The sequence below is a fragment of the Saccharibacillus sp. CPCC 101409 genome (assembly GCF_030518235.1).
GTDB lineage: Bacteria > Bacillota > Bacilli > Paenibacillales > Paenibacillaceae > Saccharibacillus.
The window spans coordinates 194499-212854 of the sequence record NZ_JAULSA010000002.1 but is presented as its reverse complement, the minus strand read 5'-3'; the positions used below and the strand labels follow the sequence as shown (position 1 = coordinate 212854).

At 56.7% G+C, this 18356-nt stretch carries 16 protein-coding genes; 2 read left to right on the top strand and 14 right to left on the bottom strand.

Features of this window, described 5'->3' with window-relative positions; translation table 11 throughout:
* Positions 1-46: 46 nt before the first annotated feature.
* Both QWJ34_RS05205 and prmA read right to left on the bottom strand, forming a co-directional pair.
* A complete protein-coding gene (locus QWJ34_RS05205) occupies positions 47-718 on the bottom strand; it encodes a site-2 protease family protein (RefSeq protein WP_302726013.1) in 672 nt (223 codons plus the stop codon).
* A complete protein-coding gene (prmA, locus tag QWJ34_RS05200; RefSeq protein WP_302726012.1) occupies positions 719-1708 on the bottom strand; it encodes a 50S ribosomal protein L11 methyltransferase in 990 nt (329 codons plus the stop codon). It abuts the gene before it with no gap.
* 104 nt (positions 1709-1812) lie between these two features.
* Here prmA and QWJ34_RS05195 point away from each other — a divergent pair, with 104 nt between their 5' ends.
* Positions 1813-2301, top strand: a complete 489-nt coding sequence (locus tag QWJ34_RS05195) for a PH domain-containing protein (protein ID WP_302726011.1) — start codon at positions 1813-1815, stop codon at positions 2299-2301.
* Positions 2302-2398: 97 nt separating this feature from the next.
* Here QWJ34_RS05195 and QWJ34_RS05190 read toward each other — a convergent pair whose 3' ends face one another.
* The 9 genes from QWJ34_RS05190 to lepA all read right to left on the bottom strand — a co-directional run bounded on the left by QWJ34_RS05190 (position 2399) and on the right by lepA (position 14241).
* On the bottom strand, positions 2399-3955 hold the full coding sequence (locus QWJ34_RS05190; protein ID WP_302726010.1) for a DHA2 family efflux MFS transporter permease subunit: 1557 nt from the start codon (positions 3953-3955) through the stop codon (positions 2399-2401).
* Complete coding sequence (locus QWJ34_RS05185; protein ID WP_302726009.1) at positions 3921-4394, bottom strand: MarR family winged helix-turn-helix transcriptional regulator; 474 nt, start codon at positions 4392-4394, stop codon at positions 3921-3923. The genes QWJ34_RS05190 and QWJ34_RS05185 overlap by 35 nt, the downstream gene beginning before the upstream one ends.
* A 579-nt stretch (positions 4395-4973) precedes the next feature.
* On the bottom strand, positions 4974-6095 hold the full coding sequence (gene dnaJ / locus QWJ34_RS05180; RefSeq protein ID WP_302726008.1) for a molecular chaperone DnaJ: 1122 nt from the start codon (positions 6093-6095) through the stop codon (positions 4974-4976).
* Positions 6096-6313: 218 nt separating this feature from the next.
* Positions 6314-8158, bottom strand: coding sequence for a molecular chaperone DnaK (gene dnaK / locus QWJ34_RS05175; protein ID WP_302726007.1), 1845 nt, complete (start codon positions 8156-8158; stop codon positions 6314-6316).
* Positions 8159-8312: 154 nt separating this feature from the next.
* Positions 8313-8900 (bottom strand): nucleotide exchange factor GrpE, encoded by a 588-nt coding sequence (gene grpE, locus QWJ34_RS05170; protein ID WP_483314244.1) that lies wholly within the window; start codon positions 8898-8900, stop codon positions 8313-8315.
* 160 nt (positions 8901-9060) lie between these two features.
* Positions 9061-10089, bottom strand: coding sequence for a heat-inducible transcriptional repressor HrcA (gene hrcA, locus QWJ34_RS05165; RefSeq protein ID WP_302726006.1), 1029 nt, complete (start codon positions 10087-10089; stop codon positions 9061-9063).
* A 214-nt stretch (positions 10090-10303) separates the two neighbouring features.
* Positions 10304-10774 (bottom strand): N-acetyltransferase, encoded by a 471-nt coding sequence (locus QWJ34_RS05160; protein ID WP_302726005.1) that lies wholly within the window; start codon positions 10772-10774, stop codon positions 10304-10306.
* A 381-nt stretch (positions 10775-11155) separates the two neighbouring features.
* Positions 11156-12349, bottom strand: coding sequence for a radical SAM family heme chaperone HemW (gene hemW, locus QWJ34_RS05155; protein ID WP_302726004.1), 1194 nt, complete (start codon positions 12347-12349; stop codon positions 11156-11158).
* Between the two features lie 77 nt (positions 12350-12426).
* On the bottom strand, positions 12427-14241 hold the full coding sequence (gene lepA / locus QWJ34_RS05150; RefSeq protein ID WP_302726003.1) for a translation elongation factor 4: 1815 nt from the start codon (positions 14239-14241) through the stop codon (positions 12427-12429).
* Between the two features lie 250 nt (positions 14242-14491).
* Between lepA and rpsT the strand changes: the two genes are divergently transcribed.
* Entirely contained in the window at positions 14492-14767 is a 276-nt protein-coding gene (gene rpsT / locus QWJ34_RS05145) for a 30S ribosomal protein S20 (protein WP_302726002.1), read from the top strand.
* Positions 14768-14945: 178 nt separating this feature from the next.
* On the opposite strand, the gene holA is transcribed toward rpsT, so the two are convergent.
* From holA to QWJ34_RS05130, 3 genes are all read right to left on the bottom strand, one after another.
* The gene (gene holA / locus QWJ34_RS05140; protein ID WP_302726001.1) at positions 14946-15965 is read right to left on the bottom strand and encodes a DNA polymerase III subunit delta; all 1020 of its coding nucleotides are present in this window, start codon (positions 15963-15965) and stop codon (positions 14946-14948) included.
* Between the two features lie 132 nt (positions 15966-16097).
* Positions 16098-17558, bottom strand: coding sequence for a hypothetical protein (locus QWJ34_RS05135; protein ID WP_302726000.1), 1461 nt, complete (start codon positions 17556-17558; stop codon positions 16098-16100).
* Positions 17559-18104 carry an RNA polymerase sigma factor gene (locus QWJ34_RS05130; protein ID WP_302725999.1) on the bottom strand — a complete coding sequence of 182 codons (546 nt, stop codon included), beginning with the start codon at positions 18102-18104 and terminating at the stop codon, positions 17559-17561. It lies immediately after the preceding gene.
* Positions 18105-18356 lie beyond the last annotated feature (252 nt).

Below are 18356 nucleotides of genomic sequence, written 5' to 3'. Positions count from 1 at the left end.
GGCACAAAGCGGTTTGCCCTTTTTCAAAAAGAGACGGGATTCGAATTCAACCGAACAAACGGATTCCGAGATCGAAAAAAGACTGCGAAATTTCGTACACCCAGATTTGCAGGCGTCCGATCGTATTCGCATTAAGAACCGGAATAAACACCAGCAGCAGAAAAATAAAAATAGAATAAGGCTCGATCGCCTGAAGTCTTCTGCGCAGCGGCCGCGGAGCGACGTCTTCGAGAATCCGATATCCGTCCAGCGGCGGCAGCGGAATCAGATTGAACAGGAACAGCAGCACGTTCAATCGAATCAATTCGTTGAAAAACAGCACGATCGCCTGGACTCCGCGAGACGTCTCGGCGTTGTCGACCACCCCGTTCGCGACCAGGGCCGCAAATACGATCGCCCCGATAAACGCGATCAGCAGATTGCTCAGCGGACCGACCGCCGATACGATAATGCCCATCAATCTCGGGCGGCTGAAATTCTCGCGCGTGACCGGAACGGGACGAGCCCAGCCGAAACCGGCAACCAGAATCAGGAACAGACCGAAAAAGTCGATATGCCGCGCCGGATTCAGCGTCACGCGTCCGAGCAGCTTGGCCGTGGGGTCGCCGAACTTGTAAGCCGCGTAAGCGTGAGCGAATTCGTGCACCGTGAACGCGATCATAATGACAATCAGAACAAAAGGCAGCTGCTCGAACGAAAAAGCCAGAAAGTTCTCCATTTACACCACCTTTTCCGCAACGATCGCCAGCCAGTCCTCCTCGCGATGCACATCGCGGACGGTCAGTCCGGCGGCGACCAGCCCGTCGATTACGGCCTGTTCTTTGTCTTTGTAAATGCCCGATGCCAGATACAAGCCGCCCGGACGCAGCGCTTCGTACACATCGTTCGTAAACAGCAGGATAATCTCGGCCAGGATGTTGGCGACGACGATTTGCACCGGAAGCTCGACGCCGAGCGCGGCCGATCCTGCCGCTTCGCTTGGCTCCGCGGACGGACTCAGCACCGACAGCAGATCGCTCACGCGCACATCGATCACGCCGCTGAGTCCGTTCAGCTCGACGTTTTCTTTGGCGCTCGACACGGCAACCGGATCGAGATCGATCGCCAGCGCGCGCTTCGCGCCCAGCTTGATCGCGCCGATCGACAGGATACCGGAGCCCGTGCCGACATCGATTACGTCTTCTCCGCCTTTAACGATCGATTCCAGCGTCCGCAGGCACAGCATCGTCGTCGGATGGGTACCGGTGCCGAACGCCATGCCGGGATCGAGTTCGATAATCTTCTCGTTTTCCGACGCTTCGTACTCTTCCCACACCGGTTTGACGGTCAGCGTTTCGGAGACCCGAAGCGGTTTGTAATAGGCTTTCCAGGCGGTCGCCCATTCTTCTTCGTCGACCAGCCTTTTCTCATAGCGCGGACTGCCCGTATCGATATCGAACGTTTCCAGCTCGGTCGTGCGCGATTGGACTTCTTCCATCACCGCGTCGATATCGGTTTCTTCGGAAAAGTAACCTTTGATTTCCGCGCACCCTTCCGGAATATCGTTCAGCGGCTGGTCGAACCATTCGCCGTAGGGACGTTCTCTTTTTTTATTCAAATTGCCCGACTCTTCGATCGAAACGCCGCCCGCTCCCGCTTCGTGTAGGAAATTCGAGACGGCTTCCACCGCTTCCTCGGTCGTATGTATGGTCAATTCGTGCCACAGCATGGGTATCGCTCCTCAATATTCAACTTTTGCGTTCGTTTTATTGTACTATAGTTAAAGAAGCAGCACAAAATCCCTTCATTATTAAAACGAAAAGAGGATGAACGATGATCTACTGCACAAACTGCGGCGCAGAAAATCCGGACGAGAGCAATTTCTGCGGAAAATGCGGCAAGCCGCTGCACGGCGGTTCGCAAGCCCAACAGCAGCAGCGCGCCGAAACGCCGGACCCGAAAACGGAAAAAACGCTGTGGGAAGGACGTCCGTCCGATCTGGGCGATCAGATTAGAACCGGCCTGCTGATGAACAACGTGCATTACAAGCTCACCAGCCAGCGGCTGATTATTACGACCGGACTGATCGGCAAAAAAACGGAAGAGCTGGAGCTGGTCCGGATCAAAGACGTAGCGCTGGAGCGCACGGTGACGGACCGCATGATGGGCGTCGGCACGATTACCGTTTTTTCGACCGATCCTTCGACGCCGGAGATCAAACTCGAAGACGTCAAAGATGCGGAAAAGGTGAAAGACATTTTGCGCGACGCGGTGCGGGCCGAGAAAGAAACGTACCGCACGAGATATCGCGAGGATCTGTAGTTTTCGTTCCGTACGCCGGAAGCACAGCAAAAAAAGCCGACTCTCCTCAACGGAGAATCGGCTTTCGTCGTAAATCGAACTTTTTTTCGGATACCGATTACGCGTTCGCTTCCATGTTCTCCGAAGCGGTGGTCGGCACCGTTTTCTGTTCGTGCATGCCTTCGCGGTTGGGCACGACCCGTTTGATGAAGAAGGCCAGCACGAATGCCGCGGCGGTCATCCAGGTTGCGATGACAAACGAGTGGTTGATGCCCTGAACCAGAGCCTCCATCTTCACCGCGCCGAGCTGCGCGGCCTGCGAAGCGTCGTTCGGATTCAGGCCCCGGCTGATAATGAGCTGTTTGCCCACTTCGGCCGCTTTGCTGGTCATGATCGAGACGAGCAGCGCGGTACCGAGCGCGCCGGCGATCGTACGCAGCGTGTTCGACATTGCCGTGCCGTGCGCATTCAGGCGCTGCGGCAGCTGGTTCAGACCGGCGGTCTGGATCGGCATCATCATGAGCGACATGCCGAACATGCGGATCGTGTACACGGTAATCAGGTGCGTGTAAGACGTATCGACGGTCAATTGGCTGAATTCGTATGTCGTGATGGTCATGATCGCAAGACCGGCTACGGCCAGCCAGCGCGCTCCGATTTTATCGAATACATAACCGGTGATCGGGGACATAATCCCCATCAGGATCGCGCCCGGCAGCAGCATCAGACCGGATTGAACCGGCGTAAATTCCAATACGTTTTGCAGATACAGCGGAAGCAGGATCATGCCGGAGAACAGGGCCATGGTCGCGATTATATTGATTACGGTCGTAAGCGTGAAGACGTCGTATTTGAACACGCGCATCTCCAGGATCGGAATATCCGATCTCAGCTCGCGGATCACGAACAGCAGCAGCGCGATCGCGCCGACGCCCAGCGTCCAGACGACTTCCGTCGCTCCCCAGCCTTCGGTACCCGCCTGGCTGAAGCCGTAGAGAATGCCGCCGAAGCCGATTGTCGACAGGATAACGGCCAGCACATCCAGCTTGGGCCGGGTTGTTTCGGTCACGTTCCGCATAAACACCATGCCGAGGATGATCGAGATAATCCCGAACGGAAGGATCAGGTAAAACAGGGAGTGCCAGTCGTAATGTTCAACCATCCAGCCCGACAGCGTAGGACCGATTGCCGGAGCGAAGATCATCGCCACGCCGATCAGGCCCATGGCCGAACCGCGTTTCTCGATCGGGAAGATCGTCAGAATCGTGAAAGTCATCAGCGGCATCAGGATGCCGGCGCCGGCGGCCTGAACCATCCGTCCCGCCAGCAGGATATCGAACGATCCGCTGAATGCGCACAGGATCGTGCCGACGGTAAACAAACTCATCGCCGTGATAAACAATTTACGTGTCGTAAAACGGGCCATTAGATAAGCGGTGACCGGAACCATGACGCCGTTGACGAGCATAAAACCGGTACTCAGCCACTGGATAACGGAGGTTTCGACTTTAAGATCGGCCGCCATCGTCGGCAGAGCCACGTTCAGCAGCGTCTGGTTGAGCAGCGCGACGAACGCACCGATCAGCAGCGCCATCAGGATCGGTCCTTTTTTGATTGTGTGAATGTCTTGTACAGCAGTCTTACTCGCAGCAATTTGGCTCATGTTGGTTGTCATCTCTCACTTCTTCTAGTTTTTTGATAATCTTGCGGTGCACATTCAGCATCGCCCGCATTTCTTCGGCATCCAAGTCCATCAGACCGGATACATGCTTTTGATACGCTCGATACGCCTGCTCCAGTACTTCTTCGCCTTTGGCGGACAAATTCAAAACGAGCGCGCGCCTGTTATAATCCGGGCGCTCCCGGATCACCAGTTCGGCTTTGACCAGACGGTCGATGACGCCGCTGACCGTACTGCTGCCCAGCCGCATATGCTCCGCCAGATCGCCCAGTCCTATCTCCGGCCGATCGCGCAGCGCTTTAAGCGTCATCAACTGGATACCGGTCACGCCGAAGCGGCACGACATATCGGACATCAGTTGAAAAAACAGCTGTTTGACTTCCCGAAAAGAATCCACGATTTCATGCAGTTCTATATCCGCTTTCGTGTTCAAATCTATCGCTTTCCTTTCTCACCCCTGAACTTTTGCCTAAAATGTTTGCACAGAAACATTTCGTATACGAATTATTATACTGCAAATTTTTGTAGTGTCAAGTTTTACATAATGAAAAGCGCGCACGATTTTCAGGTCTTCGCTCGGGTTGTTTTCCTCTCGGGCCTCCGGTAGAGGCCGCGAGCAGCAGGAAAGCCAAAAGTCGCTCAGCCCTGAAAATCGTGCGCTCTCCCCGGCGGGGAGGTGGCCGGCCCTTCTTCCCGGGCCGGCCGGAGGGGCGGGCAGCGGCTCTGCCGGCTGCAAGAGCGTATGGCAGCGGACTTCGCCGGCTGCAAAGGCGTACGGCAGCGGACTTCGCCGGCTGCAAAGGCGTACGGCAGCGGACTTCGCCGGCTGCAAAGGCGTACGGCAGCGGACTTCGCCGGCTGCAAAGGCGTACGGCAGCGGACTTCGCCGGCTGCAAAGGCGTACGGCAGATCGCAAGGCGTCTCGCTGTTTTTGCGCCAAACAAAAAGCGGGATATCCTCAAATGGGATATCCCGCTCAGGCCCGGATGTTCGGGCCGGGCAGTCGGTCGGATCAGTCGCCGCGGAAAGCGCGTTTCATCCGGTCGAAGAAAGATTGTTCGTGCTCGTGCATTTGTTCGCCGCTCAGGCCGGAGAACTCGCGCAGAAGGTCTTTCTGCTCGTCGGTCAGCTTGCTCGGAGTCACGACGACGACTTTGACGTGCTGGTCGCCCTGGCCGACGCCGCGCAGGCGAGGGACGCCTTTGCCTTTGAGACGGAAATACGTGCCGGTCTGGGTGCCGGAAGGGATCTTGAGTTTGACTTTCTCGGTCAAAGTCGGGATCTCGATCTCGTCGCCGAGAGCGGCCTGAGCGAAGGTCAGCGGGATCTCGCAGTAGATATCGTCGCCTTCGCGGTCGAAGAACTCGTCCGCTTTGACGCGGATAACGATATACAGATCGCCCGCCGGACCGCCGCGCAGTCCGCCGTCGCCTTCGCCGGTCATGCGCAGCTGAGCGCCGTCGTCCACGCCCGCGGGAACGCGGATATGCACTTTACGCTGCTTTTTCACATTGCCGCTGCCGCCGCATGTCGTACATTTTTCTTTGATGATCTTGCCGCTGCCGGCGCAGTTCGAGCAGGCTCTGCGGTTGACCATCCGGCCGAAAGGCGTGTTCTGCACGACTTCTTCCTGGCCGGTGCCGTGGCAGACGGAGCAGACTTCCGGCTGGGTACCGGGCTTGGCGCCGCTGCCGTGGCAGGTGTCGCAGCTTTCCGTGCGCGGAATGGTAATATCCATTTCTTTGCCGAACACGGCTTCCTTGAACTCCATCGTCATCGTGTACTGCAGATCGTTCCCGCGCTGCGGGGCGTTCGGATTGCGGGTCCGGCTGCCTCCGCCGCCGAAGAACATATCGAAGATATCGCTGAATCCGCCTCCGCCGAAGTCTCCGCCTCCGCCGAATCCCTGCGTCGGATCTTCATGGCCGTACTGGTCGTAGCGGGCGCGCTTCTGCCCGTCGCTCAGTACGTCGTACGCTTCTTTGACTTCTTTGAATTTCTGCTCCGCATCATCCGCTTTGTTGACGTCCGGATGATATTTGCGTGCCAGCTTGCGATAAGCCGACTTGATGTCCTGCTCGCCCGCGCTCTTCTCGACGCCGAGCACTTCGTAGTAATCGCGCTTGTCCGCCATCGCTGCACCTCCAACTCTTTTGTGCTGAATCGTAGTTTTTCCGGGAAGAACGACAGCGCCGCTTTTACCCAAGAAAAGGGAAGGCCGAGTCCGGGATGACCCGGCTTTGACCTCCCCAGTCGCCCTGCCCGCTTCATGAAGCGGACGGGCTTGTCATCTATGAACCGGACCCGGCGCAGACGCCGCAGTCCGATTTATTCCAATCGCTGTTCGGGCAATCAGTCTTTCTTGTCTTCGTCCACGACTTCGTAGTCGGCGTCGACCACATTGTCGCGTCCGGCCGACGAAGCTCCGCCTTCCGGTTCGCCGCCTTCTTGGGCGCCGGCCGCGTTCGCCTGCTCGTACAGTTTGACGGACAGCTGCTGAACGATCTCGGTCAGTTCTTCGGTTGCGGATTTAATTTCGTCCACATTGTCGCCTTCCAGCGCTTTTTGGACTTTTTCTTTGGCCGCGTTCGCTTTGTCGATCTCCGAAGCGTCGACTTTATCGCCGAGGTCTTTGATCGTTTTGTCGACTTGATACACAAGCTGGTCGGCGTTGTTTTTCGTTTCGACCAGTTCTTTGCGCTTCTTGTCTTCTTCGGCGTGCAGTTCGGCGTCTTTCATCATTTGCTCGACTTCGGCGTCGCTCAGGCCGCTCGAAGACGTGATGGTGATCTTCTGGCTCTTATTTGTGCCTTTGTCGGTCGCCGACACGTTTACGATGCCGTTGGCGTCGATATCGAACGTAACTTCGATTTGCGGCACGCCGCGCGGAGCCAGCGGGATATCGCCCAGCGTGAAACGTCCCAGCGTTTTGTTGCCGGCCGCCATTTCGCGCTCGCCCTGCAGAACGTGGATTTCAACGCTCGGCTGATTGTCGGCGTACGTCGAGTAGACCTGCGATTTGCTGGTCGGGATCGTCGTATTGCGGTCGATCATTTTCGTGAACACGCCGCCCGCGGTTTCGATACCCAGGGACAACGGCGTGACGTCCAGCAGGACCACGTCTTTGACTTCGCCGGTCAGAACGCCCGCTTGAACGGCGGCGCCCAGGGCAACGACTTCGTCCGGGTTCACGCCTTTGTGCGGATCTTTGCCGGTCAGTTTCTTGATCGCGTCCTGCACGGCCGGAATCCGCGTGGAACCGCCGACGAGAACGATCTTATCGATTTCGCTGGACGACAAACCGGAGTCTTTCAGCGCCTGGCGGGTCGGTCCGAGCGTGCGCTCAACGAGCGAAGCGGAGATTTCGTCGAATTTGGCGCGGGTCAGGTTCAACTCCAAGTGCTGCGGAACTCCGTCGACCATCGTGATAAACGGCAGCGAGATCGTTGTCGTCATAACGCCCGACAGTTCTTTTTTCGCTTTTTCCGCCGCGTCTTTCAGACGCTGCACGGCCGCTTTGTCTTTGCTCAGATCGATGCCCTGTTCTTTCTTGAACTCGGCTACCAGGTAATCGATAATCACCTGGTCGAAGTCGTCGCCGCCCAGGTGGTTGTCACCGCTGGTCGCTTTAACTTCGAAGAAGCCGTCGCCCAGCTCCAGGATCGAGACGTCGAACGTGCCGCCGCCCAGGTCGTATACGAGGATGGTTTGATCTTCGGATTTCTCCAGGCCGTAAGCCAGCGCCGCGGCCGTAGGTTCGTTGACGATGCGCAGCACTTCGAGGCCCGCGATTTTGCCGGCGTCTTTGGTCGCCTGGCGCTGAGCATCGTTGAAGTAAGCCGGAACCGTGATAACCGCCTGCGTTACCGGTTGACCAAGATATGCTTCGGCGTCGGATTTCAGCTTTTGCAGGATCATGGCCGAGATTTCTTGCGATGTATAGTCTTTGCCTTCGATGGTTTCTTTATGGTTGGTGCCCATGTGGCGCTTGATCGAAGCGATCGTGCGGTCCGGGTTGGTGATGGCCTGGCGTTTCGCCGTTTCGCCGACGATCCGCTCGCCGTCTTTCTTGAAGCCTACGACCGAAGGGGTCGTGCGCGCGCCTTCCGGGTTAGGGATAACGACGGCTTCGCCGCCTTCCATAACGGCCACGCAGGAGTTGGTGGTGCCAAGGTCGATACCGATTACTCTACTCACAGTGAACTTCCTCCTCGAAAAATTAAGGTTATTTAAAATCGTTTACGGTCAAGCGGTTGCTTTGCCGGTCCTCCGGCGCGGCGCGCCGGGCTCCAAGCTCCAAGCTCCAAGCTCCAAGCTCCAAGCTCCAAGCTCCAAGCTCTATCATAACGGTTTAGCCGCTGACTTTCACCATTGCGGGACGCAGGACTTTGTCTTTGAGCAAATATCCGCGCTGTACTTCTTCGACGACGACGCCTTCTTCGTGCTCGTCCGACTCCACCTGCATGATCGCCTGATGGAATTCCGGGTTGAACGGCTGCCCGATCGTGTCCATGACCGTCAGGCCTTCGGCCTGCAGCACGCTTTCGAACTGGCGGTAGATCATCTGCACGCCTTTGGCGAACGACTCGGAGGCTTCGCCTTCCGGACGGGTGTCCAGCGCGCGGCCGAAGTTGTCGATCACGGGCAGCAGTTCGGAAATCAGCTTCGACGAAGCATATTTGCCAAGCTCTTCTTTTTCCCGGATCGTGCGCTTGCGGAAGTTGTCGAAGTCCGCCTGGGAGCGGGCGAGGCGCTGCATATAATCATCGGCCTGCGCGGTCAGCGCGGCGACCCGTTCCTGAAGCTGCTCCGCGCTTTCCCGCGGCGGGGCTTCGGTCTCGGCGTCTGCCGTTTGCGCGGCCGCCTCTTCGTTCATTTGTGCATCCTGCAAATCTTCGTTGATTTCGATATCGGACTGTAACGGTTGCTCCTTACTCAAGATGCATTCACCTCCTTGTATAGATCGCACGGGATTTCCTGTGGACTTCTGTACCTTATCAACACTAAAGGTACTATCTAAGTGAGACAAGCAATTAGCTCCATAAGTCTTTACCCGTAAAAAAATACCGGAATCTCCGGCGGCCTCGCGCTTCCGGTTCTTACGCTCCGTAGCGGCCGGCCAGCGCCCGGCTCATGGCCCGCGACAGCAGATCGAGCGTCCCGATCACTTTCGCGTACTCCATGCGGGTCGGACCGAGAATGCCGATCGTGCCGAACGCCTCGCCGTCGAGCGAATACGTGGCCGTAATCAGGCTGCAGTCGATAAACGCCTGGTGCACGTTCTCGCTGCCGATCCTGACCTGGATGCCCCGCTGCTCGGAATTGAGCAGGCGCATCAGCGTCGGCGTTTCTTCCAGCAGATCGAGCACGGTCTTCAGCTTGCCGATGTCTTTGAACTCCGGCTGGATCAGCATATTGGTGGTGCCGCTGAGGAAGACTTTCGGATCTTTGCCGTTCTCCAGCGAATCGTCGAGCAGCTTCATCAATCCTTCGTAATGCTCGGCATGGCGCTGGATCTCCTGCCCGATCTCCGAGTAGAGCCGTGCTTTCAGCTTGTGCATCGGCACGCCGGCCAGCTTCGCATTGAGGATATTCGCCATGCGCTCCATATCGGAAGCCGACACGCCTTTGGGAATCGAAACCGTCTTGTTCTCCACTTCGCCGGTGCTGGTCACGATAATCGCGACGGCCGTCGTCTCGCTGATCGGCAGCAGCTGAAAGTGTTTCAGCACCGTATGGAACATCTCCGGTCCCATCAGGATCGACGTGTAATTGGTCATCGACGCCAGAATCGTTCCGGCGTGCTGGATCACTTCTTCCACGGCGTTCAGCTTCTCGGCCGCGAGCTGCTTGAACAGCTTGAGGTCTTCGGCCCGGAGCGGCTTCAGCGGAGCCAGATGGTCGACGTAATACCGGTATCCTTTATTGGAAGGAATACGCCCCGCCGACGTATGCGGTTGTTCCAGAAAGCCCAGTTCTTCCAGATCGGCCATTTCGTTGCGGATCGTGGCCGGACTGAACGCCACGTCGCCCCGCTTGGAGATGCTGCGGGACCCCACCGGTTCGGCCGAACGGATGTAATCGTCGACGATGGCGTTCAAGATCATGCTCTGACGTTCGGTTAACACGAGATCCCCTCCTGTCCGGATAATGAGTGCCGGTCGGAATCGCTTTCCGTTAGCACTCTATTCAAATGAGTGCTAAACTCTAATACAAAAATACCAAACCGGACTCGACGTTGTCAAGTTCGGTTTGGCCGGTTGTGCGGGTTGGGCTCGGCGCGGCCGGATGGCTCCGTGCAGCACGGAGCCATCCGGCCGCTCAAAGATCTTGGGCACGGGCTCAGCCGATGACTTTGAGCACAGCGATTTCGTCGCAGCGGTCGCGTTTTGCGCAGTGGATGCAGTCTGTCCAGACTTTCTCCGGGAAGACGTCCATCGGCACGACGGTAAAGCCGTTTTTCACAAAAAAGGAAACTTCGTAGGTCAGCGCCATGATCTTGGGGATTCTCTGCTGGATCGCCAGTTCGATCAGGCGATTGACCAATTTGGAGCCGATTCCTTTCCCCTGGTTGCCTTCCATGATGCCGAGCGAACGGATCTCGACAAGATCGGGCCCGAGCAGGCAGAGGGAACCGCAGCCGATGACCTTCCCGTCTTCTTCCGCCACAACGAAGTTGTCGATCTGGCGCCGCAGCACTTCTCTGGAGCGCGGGAGCATAATTCCCCTGCGCGCATATTCTTCAATCATGACAGCTAGCGGTTCTACGTCTTCCAAAGTCGCTTGTCTGCATACAACGGTAACGGCGGGCATCGGCCGTTCACCTCCTTGTTCGGTTTGTGTCTGTTCCACTTTCGATTGGATAAATATACATCAATACGCATAGTTTTTCAACACTTATGCACAGAAAACTCTCTAATTTTTTAAAGAATTTTTCTTTACGTTCCCTTATTTCGTTGTTCTTTTTATACCCGGCGGGCCGATTTTTTAACAAAAGCATTTATGCAGCGCAAGAAAAAAGACGCTTGAAGACGCAAATCGCCGCATTATGAAGAAATTGAGCGCCGGGGCATTTTTTTGCGAGATTCCGGCCGGTATGATCTTCAAGCCGCTGCCTGCGCATGCAAAAAAAGACCGGCAGGGCCGGTCTCGGATATACGATTGTTTATCGGTTTCAAAAGAAAAAGAGTCCGATCAGGCTTCCACCGTCAAGTGCCCGATAAAAGCGCCGAATACGTCGTTGCCGAACAGTATGCCTTTTTCGCTCAACTTGTAGCCTTCGATTCCATCGCCGCGGCGTTCGATCAAGCCGAAGCCCGTCATCTTTTCCAGCGGCGCGGCAAATACCTCTTCCACCGATACGCCGAACTGCTCGCGGAAGCGCCCGCTTTCCATGCCGTCCAGCATCCGCAGGCCGACCATCATAAAGTCTTCCATCGCTTCTTCGCGCGGCACTTCGAATTCTTCGAGTCTCGGCAGTCCTTTGGACGCGGCTTCGTTGTACGGGTTGACGCCTTTGATATTGATATGGCGTTTGTGTCCCACGTAGCCGTGCGCGCCCGCGCCGAAGCCGTAGTAGTCTTCGTTTTTCCAGTAGGTGATATTGTGGCGGCTTTCTTTGCCCGGTTTGGCGAAGTTGCTGATCTCGTACTGCTTGTAGCCTTCGCCCCGCATCCGGTCCATCAGCAGCTTGTACATCGCCAGCTCGTCGTCCTCGCTCGGAAGCGGCAGTTTGTTTTTGTTGAAAAGGGTATGGAACAGCGTGTTTTCTTCGACTTTGAGGCTGTAAATGGAGTAATGCGGCAGGCCGAGCTCCAGCGCTCTCGTGATACTTTCGTCCAGCATCTCCACCGTCTGGTTCGGCAGGCCGAACATCAGGTCGATCGACAGATTGTGCAGACCGACTTTGTGCGCGTTCTCCAGGCTGCGGTAGACGTCGTCCGTATTGTGGATGCGTCCGATCTCGCCGAGCAGCTTGTTCTGGAACGCCTGCACGCCGAAGCTGACCCGGTTGACGCCGCCGTCTTTCATCACCTGCATTTTATGCAGATCGGTCGTGCCCGGATTGGCTTCCATCGAAAATTCGATATCGTCCGACCAATTCGGAAAATGTTTGCGTACGGACGCCAGAAAAAAGGCCATCTCGTCCGGTTTCAGCACGGTAGGCGTGCCGCCGCCGACAAAAATACTTTTGATCGTGCCCGGCGGCGTAACCGCCACCGTCTGCTCCATCTCCCGGTCCAATGCGCGCAGATAATCCATGACCGGCTGGTCTTTGAGCACGTAGGAGTTGAAGTCGCAGTAGAAACATTTGTTGGTGCAAAACGGAATATGGATATAAACGGCTTCCGGCGCTCGGCCGGCGGTCCGGTTGGGTTCTGTAGTCATGATGAAACCTCCTCGATCTTCAAAAAGGAAGCCGGATTCCGGCTTCCTTGTCGTTAACCCGATAACAGAATGAACTTCTACTCGTCCAGCTTCAGTACCGCCATGAACGCTTCCTGCGGCACTTCGACGTTGCCGACCTGCTTCATGCGCTTTTTGCCTTCTTTTTGCTTCTCCAGCAGCTTCCGCTTACGCGAAATATCGCCGCCGTAACATTTGGCGAGGACGTTTTTGCGCATCGCTTTGACGGTCTCGCGCGCGACGACCTTTGTGCCGAGGGACGCCTGGATCGGCACTTCGAACATCTGGCGCGGAATAAGCTCCCGCAGTTTCTGGCAGATGATGCGTCCGCGATGGTAAGCGCGATCTTTGTGCACGATAAACGACAGGGCGTCGACCTGCTCGCCGTTGAGCAGAATATCCATTTTGGCAAGGTTCGATTTGCGGTAGCCCGAGATCTCGTAGTCGAACGACGCATACCCTTTCGTGCCGGACTTGAGCTGATCGAAAAAGTCATACACGATCTCCGACAGCGGAATCTGGTACGTCAGCGTGACGCGGGTCGTATCCAGGTATTCCATGTTGACGAATTCGCCGCGCTTGTTCTGGCAAAGTTCCATCACGGTGCCGACAAAGTCGTTCGGCACGATAACGGCCGCTTTGACGTACGGTTCTTCGACATAGTCGATCCGACCGACTTCCGGGTAGTTCGACGGGTTGTCGATATTGATAACGGAACCGTCCGTCAGCGCGATCTTGTACACAACGCTCGGAGCCGTCGTAATCAGGGCGATATCGAATTCCCGCTCGATCCGCTCCTGGATCACGTCCATATGCAGCAGGCCGAGGAATCCGCAGCGGAAGCCGAAGCCCAGCGCGCTGGACGTTTCCGGCTCGAACGTGAGCGACGCGTCGTTCAGTTGAAGCTTCTCCAGCGCTTCGCGCAGATCGTTGTAATCCGACGATTCGATCGGGTACAGGCCGCAGAACACCATCGGGTTGATCTTGCGGTAGCCCGGCATCGGTTCGAGCGTCGGGTTCTTGGCGTCGGTAATCGTATCGCCGACGCGCGTATCGCCCACGGTCTTGATGCCCGCGACGACAAAGCCGACATCGCCGACGTTCAGCTCGTCCACCATCGTCATGCGCGGCATGAACGCCCCGACTTCGATGACTTCGAACGTTTTCTCGGTCGCCATCATCTTGATCTTGGAGCCGGCTTTGATCTTGCCGTCCAGCACCCGGATATACACGATAACGCCTTTGTACGGATCGTAGTGCGAGTCGAAGATCAGCGCTTTGAGCGGCTCCTGCGGATCGCCGGTCGGCGCCGGTACTTTCTGCACGACCTGCTCCAGGATTTCTTTGATCCCGATGCCCGCTTTGGCCGAAGCCAGCACGGCGTCGCTCGCGTCGAGTCCGATCACGTCTTCGACTTCCTGCTTGACCCGGTCCGGTTCCGCGCTCGGCAGATCGATCTTGTTGATGACCGGCAGGATCTCCAGATTATTGTCGAGCGCCAGGTACACGTTCGCAAGCGTCTGGGCTTCGATCCCCTGCGCGGCGTCCACGACCAGAAGCGCGCCTTCGCACGCGGCCAGGGAGCGCGAGACTTCGTACGTGAAGTCGACGTGTCCCGGCGTATCGATCAGATTGAGCAGATATTCCTGGCCGTCGTCGGCTTTGTACGTCAAACGCACCGCCTGCAGCTTGATGGTGATGCCGCGCTCGCGTTCGAGCTCCATCTGGTCGAGCACCTGCTCCTGCATTTCGCGCGAGGTGAGCGCGCCCGTATATTCCAGAATCCGATCGGCAAGGGTCGACTTGCCGTGGTCGATATGCGCTATAATGGAGAAATTCCTTATATTTTTCTGTCTTGCCGCCATGTCAGTCATTCCTTACCTCCGCCTCGATTTGACACTCAATTTTCATGGGACGCGCTTTACAAGCCCGATCAATCCATTCATTATAGCAGTTGACGGAAATCCCGGCAATCCTGACCGCGCCTGTAACCGCGCTGTTTTTTTGTGCGGGCGCTGACGAAAATCGTTGTTGAACGGTTGCTTTTTTAGCGCTCTCATGCTAAGATACTTTAAGTTGTGAATCTTTCGAGGTTTCGTATATGTTTTACAGGAGGTGAATGCAATGCCTAATATCAAATCCGCTATCAAACGCGTAAAGACGAACGAAAAACGTCGTGCGCTTAACGCTTCGCAAAAATCCGCACTTCGCAGCGCAGTGAAATCCGCTACGACGGCGCTGGAAAGCAATGATGTGGAAGCTGCACAAACTGCAGTTAAAACCGCTTCGCAGAAGCTGGATAAAGCCGTAACCAAAGGCCTGATCCACAAAAACGCGGCAGCGCGCAAAAAATCCCGTCTCGCTAAAAAAGCGAACGCCCTGAAAGCTGAACAAGCCTAAGGACTCGCGATATAACACAGCTTACAAAACCCCAAGGTCCTCCGGACTTCGGGGTTTTTAGCATATTGCGGCGCTTTATCCATTTCCGGTCATGCCCATTCAATAAAATCGACAAAACGGAGCCGCCGTCCCGCCTACCCGGACAACCGCTCCGCCTTGCAGCATTTGCGCTATGCTTTTAAGCCCCGAGCCGAAGCAGGAACATCTCCAGGCCGAATACTTTGTCCACCGCGCCCGTCTTGATCTCGTGATCCAACCTGGCGATCGACGACAGGATGCGCCGCAGCCGGGCCGCTTCGAAGCGCCGCGCCTGCTCGGCCGCAATCTTGACCGCGTACGGATGCAAACCGAGCTGGCCCGCCATCTGCTGCTGCGAATAGTTCTGGTCCGACATCTCTTTCACCTGAAGCATGATGCGGAACTGGCGCGCGATCAGAGAGACGATCTTGATCGGCTCTTCGCGCTGCTTCAGCAGATCGTAGAAAATGTTCATCGCCGGCTGGAGTTTGAGGCCCGCGATATGCTCGACCAGCACGAACACGCTTTGCTCCGTGCCGATCGCGACCAGCTTCTCTACGTCAGGCGGCGATACCGTGCCTCCGCTCCCCGCAAACAGCGACAGCTTCTCGATCTCCGCCGACAGCCCGGCCAGGGACGCGCCCGCCCGTTTAAGCAGCAGCTCGACCGCGTCCGAAGAAATCGAAGCCCCGCTTTTCTTAAACTGCTTCGCCACCCACCCCGCCAGTTCGTCGCCGCTCATCGGCATAAACGAAATGACCGACGCCGAAGACTTGAACGTTTTGACCAGCTTTTTGCGCTCGTCCAGCTTTTCGGCAAATGCCAGAAAAACAAGCACGCTGTAATCGGCCGGATTTTTCAAATACTCAAGCAGCGTTTCCACACGATGTTCGATCTTGGACGACTCCTTGCCCGCCGTAAACAGCGCACTGTCGCGGACAACGATCAGCTTGCGCTCGGCCAGAAAAGGAGCGGTCTCGGCTTCTTCCACGACCAGTTCCACCGGCGTTTCGGCCAGGTCGTAATGCGCTACGGCGAACGCCCGCTGGTCTTCCGCAATCAGTTCGTTTTCGAGCATATTCACGAATTCCTGCATTCTGTATTTTTCGGTCCCGTGGCACAGATACAGCGGCGAGACTTCCCCCGCTTTGATCTGCTTGACCGCCGTTTTCAAATCCATGGCTTCAACCTCTTTCCTTCATCGCTTTCTTGCGGCGTTCCTTTCTTCATATTGTACCGAAAAAACGGGATTTGAAAAAGCCGCCGCGGAAGTTCTCCGCGGCGGCTTCGTGATGACTGCCCGAATAGGCGTTTATTTCTTGCCCGATTCGAGCTTGACTTCTTCGATCGTCCAGGTCTCCTGGGCGGTCGAACCGTCGGTTTTGAGCAGATCGTACGTGAACGTTTTGCCGTCCGCCGACCATACGCCGCCCGATACGCTTCCGTCCACTTTACGGGTGGAGATCGGCTTGCTTCCGTCCGCGGCGATCTGATTGAGCTTCAGCATATTTCCGGAATACGAAATCGTATACGTGCCGTCGGGCGAATTCCATTCGGTCGCAAGCGCCGTCGGAGCCGTCATGCTGTAAATTTTGCTATCCGCAGGTTTCTGGTTGTCGGCCGGCGTCTTCGTTTGGCTGTCGGGCGGTGTGCTTCCGGTCGAAGAATTGTCGCCTTCCGGCGCATCCTGTTGAATCGAAAACGTGCTGACGTCCCCTTCGCCGGCGGAGTCGTCGGGTTCGACGCTTTCGGTCGTGCCGGAAGCGCCGCCGTTCTTCTCGGAATTATTCTCCGTTTCGGTCGCCGCCGCGGGTTTATCCGACGTCTTGCCGCCCTTGTCTCCCGGATTGGCCTTTTTCTGCTGCGAATCGGAAGGCGCGGCCGGCGTCTGCGGAGCTTTGGCGTCCGAAGATTCGGTTCCCTGCTTCGTCTGTTTGTCCGGCGCCGAAGCGGAAGGTTGGCTCTCCGCGGCCGGCGGAGAAGACTTGCCGCCGCTGTCGGAAGCGGCGCCGCCTTTACGATCCTGCTCTTCCGTACCCGCGGCGGGGCGGTCCGCCGAACCGCCGCCCGGTTCGATCTGCTTCTCGGTTGCTCCGCCGCCCGAAGAATCCGGGGTCGCCGAATCCGAAGGCGAATCGGACGCCGGCCGGTCCTCCGGCGCGATCCGCTGCGCCATCACTCCGCTATCTTCGGTAGAATCGGGTACCAGTTGATCTTCCGGCTGCGCGGTATCGGCCGTCGATCCCGATTCCGCGGGCTGTTCCTGCAAGGTCGAATGATCTTTGTCCGAAGGAATCAGCGTATCGTCCGCTGCGCCCGTTACCGCGGCGGACGGAGCCACTTCGGCATTCGGCATTTCTTTGGGCTCGTACGTGGCGACAAAAATCCCCAGTACCGCCGCGGCAATCGCCGTTCCGCCCGCGGTGCGTCCCAGCGCCGTATTCCAAAACCGCCGTTCACGGCGGCGCGAAATGCCGCCCGGCTGCGGCCGGTCGCTCTCCATCTCGGCCACCTGCGCCGGTTCTTCCCGCGCTTCCGAAGCCGCCAGCCGGTCGATTGTATCCAGCCGCGGCAGAATCGAATCGACCAGGCTGACCGGAGGCGCCACGTCGGGCAGCGACTCCATTTTGTCGGACAACCGCTTCAAGAATTCAAAATCTTCTCTCGCTTCCGGAGAGTCGCCGAGATGACGGAACAATGCTTCCGTTTCTTCTTCGCTGAGATCGTGATCCAGGTAACGGTTCATATATTCCATCGCTTCTTCATGCTTCATCTACAGCGCACCTCCTTTCTGATAATCTTGCAGCAGCTGCTGAAGCTGTGCCCTCGCCCTAAACAAATAAGATTTGACCGTATTCAGCGGCAGATCCAGACACCCCGCGATTTCGTTGTACGACATATCCTGCACGTAGCGGAGAATCACGACCGTGCGATGGTGCTCCGGCAGCAGATTGATCGCCCGGTCGATGTCTTCGCGCGTATAAGAGCGCATGACTTCGCCTTCCACGCTGTCGCTGCCCTCAAAAACCATATCGTGCTCTTCGATCGAAACCGTCGGTTTGGCGCGTCTGAATTTGTCGATGCAAATATTCGTTACAATGCGCTGCACCCAGGTTTTGAACTGCGCTTTTTCCTCGTAAGAACCGATCTTCGTATAAATCCGAATCAGCGCTTCCTGGGCGGCGTCCATCGCGTCCTGTTCATTGTTCAGCGTATAGTAAGCCGTTTTGTAAACGGCCGGTTCAATCTCTCGCAATAGGGTGATAAGAGCGTCGCGATCGCCCGATTGAGCGGCTCTGATGAGTTCCTGCTCGACCACGGAGTGGCCCCCCTCTCTTGCACCCTTTCAGACGGGACTGGCCGCCGAAAGGTTGCGATTTTTTTATCTTTTCGCAAAAAATTGTTTCCAATTGTTTTGAAAGCTTTTTCATTGGCTTCGGGCTGCCCGATCCGCCCCTTTCCGTTCCCCGTTCGCACATCTCCAACCAGTCTACCAGAAACGCTATTCCGAGTCATCTTACGGTATTTTAACCTATTCGGCGGCAAACTCCGCAGGTTCGGCGCCTGCTCG